At 62.3% G+C, this 3,389-nt stretch carries 6 protein-coding genes; all 6 read left to right on the top strand.

From position 1 onward, the window contains the following. The first annotated feature begins 54 nt into the window (after positions 1-54). The 6 genes from IEX61_RS12055 (at position 55) to spoVG (ending at position 3,258) form a co-directional block, all read left to right on the top strand. A complete protein-coding gene (locus IEX61_RS12055; RefSeq protein ID WP_054673473.1) occupies positions 55-333 on the top strand; it encodes a Veg family protein in 279 nt (92 codons plus the stop codon). 70 nt (positions 334-403) lie between these two features. After that, on the top strand, positions 404-598 hold the full coding sequence (locus IEX61_RS12060) for a small, acid-soluble spore protein, alpha/beta type (RefSeq protein ID WP_083463183.1): 195 nt from the start codon (positions 404-406) through the stop codon (positions 596-598). An 83-nt stretch (positions 599-681) separates the two neighbouring features. Beyond that, positions 682-1,551 (top strand): 4-(cytidine 5'-diphospho)-2-C-methyl-D-erythritol kinase, encoded by an 870-nt coding sequence (gene ispE, locus IEX61_RS12065; protein ID WP_188818230.1) that lies wholly within the window; start codon positions 682-684, stop codon positions 1,549-1,551. 26 nt (positions 1,552-1,577) lie between these two features. Continuing rightward, positions 1,578-2,396, top strand: a complete 819-nt coding sequence (gene purR / locus IEX61_RS12070) for a pur operon repressor (RefSeq protein WP_054672905.1) — start codon at positions 1,578-1,580, stop codon at positions 2,394-2,396. A gap of 84 nt (positions 2,397-2,480) precedes the next feature. Beyond that, complete coding sequence (locus IEX61_RS12075) at positions 2,481-2,858, top strand: RidA family protein (protein ID WP_054672903.1); 378 nt, start codon at positions 2,481-2,483, stop codon at positions 2,856-2,858. A 106-nt stretch (positions 2,859-2,964) separates the two neighbouring features. Further along, a complete protein-coding gene (gene spoVG, locus IEX61_RS12080) occupies positions 2,965-3,258 on the top strand; it encodes a septation regulator SpoVG (protein ID WP_054672909.1) in 294 nt (97 codons plus the stop codon). Positions 3,259-3,389 lie beyond the last annotated feature (131 nt).

A 3,389-nucleotide genomic window follows, 5' to 3' on the forward strand; every position in this document is an offset into this window, starting at 1 on the left:
CTTTGTTGACATACTAGAAACTACGTGCTATAATTCACGTGTGAGGTGGTCGCGATGGCGGGGAAAAACGCGCTGCTTGACATCCGGCGGACGCTGGAAGCCCACATCGGTCAGCGCATTGTGCTGCGGGCAAACGGCGGCCGCAAAAAGATGATCGAGCGCACGGGGATTTTGGAACAGACCTACCCTTCCGTGTTTATCATCAAACTGGATGAAGACCGGCACGCCTTTAAACGGGTCTCCTACAGCTACACGGACATCCTTACGGAAAACGTCGAGCTCACCGTTTGTAAGGATGGGAAAGACATTCGCATCACCTACCCCTCGCAGTAACCCGTCGGGTTGCTGCGCGTTTTTTTGTGCATACTAGGTCTACCGGCGGCGCAAAAGGAGGCGTTTGGCCATGCCACGCAGGCGTCGCGGCGTCATGTCCGAGGAGCTGAAGCTGGAATTGGCCAAGGAACTGGGCATTTACGACACGATCCAGCGCGAAGGATGGGGGGGCATCACCACCCGTGATGCCGGGAATCTCGTCAAAAAGGCGATCGAAATTGCGGAACGCGCGCTGGTCGCCCGTCAAGCAGGCACCGGTTCATAACGCCGCCGGAAAGCCGGGGATTGTTTCCCCGGCTTTTTTGCGTTAAAATAGACGAATTATGACGGGCAAGAGGGTGACGTGCCGTGATTACGGTGAAAGCACCGGCAAAAATCAATCTCACCCTGGACGTGATCGGCAAACGAGAGGACGGCTATCATGAAGTCGAGATGGTGATGACCACCATCGATTTGGCCGACCGCATTGACGTCGCCCTGACGGACCAGTCCGGCATTGCCGTGGATTGCACGGCGGCCTACGTGCCGACCGATGCGCGCAACCTCGCCTATCAAGCGGCGGCCCTGATGAAGGAAGCGTACGGCATTCGCCAGGGCATTGCCATCCGGATCGACAAGCGCATCCCCGTCGCCGCCGGGCTGGGCGGGGGCTCGAGCGACGCGGCGGCGGTCCTTCGCGCGCTGGATGCGTTGTTGGGGCTGAACGTGTCGCGCGAGGAGCTGGCTGCCCTCGGGGCGCGCATCGGCTCCGACGTGCCGTTTTTCGTATACGGCGGCACGGCCGTGGCCCGGGGACGTGGCGAGCGAATCGAGCCCGTGCCCGCGCCGCCGCCGTGTTGGGTTGTGCTGGCCAAACCGCCCCTCGCCGTCTCCACGGCCGATGTCTACCGCGCCCTGCGCCTGGATGCCATCGATCAGCCGCCGACGACGGCGGCCATGGTCGACGCGCTCAACCGGCAGGATTTTGCCGCCGTCTGTCGTTCCCTCGGCAACATGCTGGAAGCGGTGACCTTCTCGCTTCATCCGGAGGTGCGCAAGCTGAAGGAGCGCATGCAGGCCTTTGGCGCCGAGGGGGTGCTCATGTCCGGCAGCGGGCCCACCGTCTTCGCCCTCACGCAGCAGCTTTCGCGGGCCCGCCGCATCACGAATGCCTTGCGCGGCTTTTGTCGCGACGTGTACCTGGTGCGCCTGTTGGGCGATGAACGGCAACGCGCGTGACATTCTGGCGTATGGGGGATCGGGCCATGTCCAAAATTCGGAGGAGTGCACGACTGGTCGACATTACGCACGAGCTCTTGACGCGACCGCACACGCTGATTCCGCTGACCTTCTTTGCCGAGCGGTACGAAGCGGCCAAATCGTCGATCAGCGAAGATTTGGCCATCGTGAAGGAGGTCTTTGAGAAGAACGGCATCGGCCATTTGCTGACGGTCGCCGGCGCCGCGGGTGGTGTCAAGTTTGTCCCCTACATGCCCAAGGAAAAGGCCCTTGCGGAGATCCGCGCCATCCTTCGCCGCCTGGAAGATCCGGATCGCCTCCTTCCCGGTGGCTATCTCTACATGACCGATGTGCTGGGGGAACCGCGAACGCTGCGCCAAATCGGCTGCATGTTTGCCACCGTCTTCGCCGATTGCCAGGCCGACGTGGTGATGACGATGGAGACGAAGGGCATTCCGCTCGCCCACGCCACGGCGGAATTCCTGAACCTCCCCGTGGTGGTCGTCCGCCGCGACAACAAGGTGACGGAAGGGTCGGCGGTGAGCATCAACTACGTCTCCGGTTCCTCGAAGCGCATTCAGACGATGTCCCTGTCCCGACGGGCGCTGACCGAATCGGCGCGCGTGCTCATCATCGACGACTTTATGAAGGCGGGCGGCACGATCCGCGGGATGATCGACCTGCTCCAGGAATTCCAAGCCCACGTGGTGGGCATCGGCGTGTTCGTGGAAAGCGCCTATGCCGAGGAACGCCTGGTCGACAGCTATGTCTCCCTGGCGCGCCTGACTGAGGTGGACGTGCGCGAGCGCCGCATTCGCCTGGAGCCGGGCAATTATTTCGCGTGACGCGGAGGCGGCCGCATCCTTGACAGGCGTCCGGTGTGCCGTTACCCTTCGGATTGAAACGCATCGTGCAAGGAGGCGAGATCCATGGAGCGCATTCACACCGACAAGGCCCCGGCGGCCATCGGCCCGTACGCGCAGGCGGTGCGGGTGGGCAACCTGCTGTTTACCTCGGGTCAAATTCCGCTTCGGCCGGACGGCACGCTGGTTGAAGGGGGCGTTGCCGAGCAGACCAAACAGGTGTTGGAGAACCTGCGCGCCATTGTGGAGGCGGCGGGCGGAACCCTCGCCAACGTGGTGAAGACGACGGTGTACCTCCGGGACATGAACGCGTTTGCGGCCATGAACGAGGTGTACGCGCAATACTTTGGGGAGCACCGCCCGGCGCGTTCCACGGTGCAGGTGGCACGCCTGCCGAAGGATGTGGCGGTGGAAATCGAGGCGATCGCCGTTTTGCCGGAATGAAGGAATTGAGGGAAAAATCGCGAAGATTTTTCGACACGAGCAGGAATGTCCACCACCGGCGCCGAAGGGGATAGGGGCACAATCCCCGATCAAGGTGGTGAACGGCGTGGAGATCACCGATGTGCGGATGCGGCGCGTGTCGGCGGAGGGGCGGATGAAGGCCATCGCGTCGGTCACGTTTGACAACGAGTTCGTCGTCCACGACATCCGCGTGATCGACGGCAAGAGCGGGTTGTTTGTGGCCATGCCCAGCAAACGGACGCCGGACGGGACCTATCGCGACATCGCCCACCCCATTTCGTCGGCCATGCGCGCGAAAATCCAAGAGGCCGTGCTGGCCGCATACGCGCGCATGGCGGCGGTGGACGAACAAGGCGAGCAACAGCAGGCGGGGGCCTAACTGCTGTCGGAGGACTTCGGGGGAAGTCCTCCTTTTTTGCGTTGCAGGCGGCGAGGGCATGAAGGCATTGCCCCGTGTCAACTCACATAAAAACCTAACCGAAGTGAAGCCGGTCACTCACGAGAAAATCT

Source organism: Calditerricola satsumensis, assembly GCF_014646935.1.
Taxonomy (GTDB): Bacteria; Bacillota; Bacilli; order Calditerricolales; family Calditerricolaceae; genus Calditerricola; species Calditerricola satsumensis.

Excerpts from the sequence above, each read along its gene's own strand:
- IEX61_RS12055 (WP_054673473.1), top strand. The coding sequence starts at position 55 with ATGGCGGGGAAAAACGCGCTGCTTGACATCCGGCGGACGCTGGAAGCC.
- IEX61_RS12060 (WP_083463183.1), top strand. The coding sequence starts at position 404 with ATGCCACGCAGGCGTCGCGGCGTCATGTCCGAGGAGCTGAAGCTGGAA.
- purR (WP_054672905.1), top strand. The coding sequence starts at position 1,578 with ATGTCCAAAATTCGGAGGAGTGCACGACTGGTCGACATTACGCACGAG.
- IEX61_RS12075 (WP_054672903.1), top strand. The coding sequence starts at position 2,481 with ATGGAGCGCATTCACACCGACAAGGCCCCGGCGGCCATCGGCCCGTAC.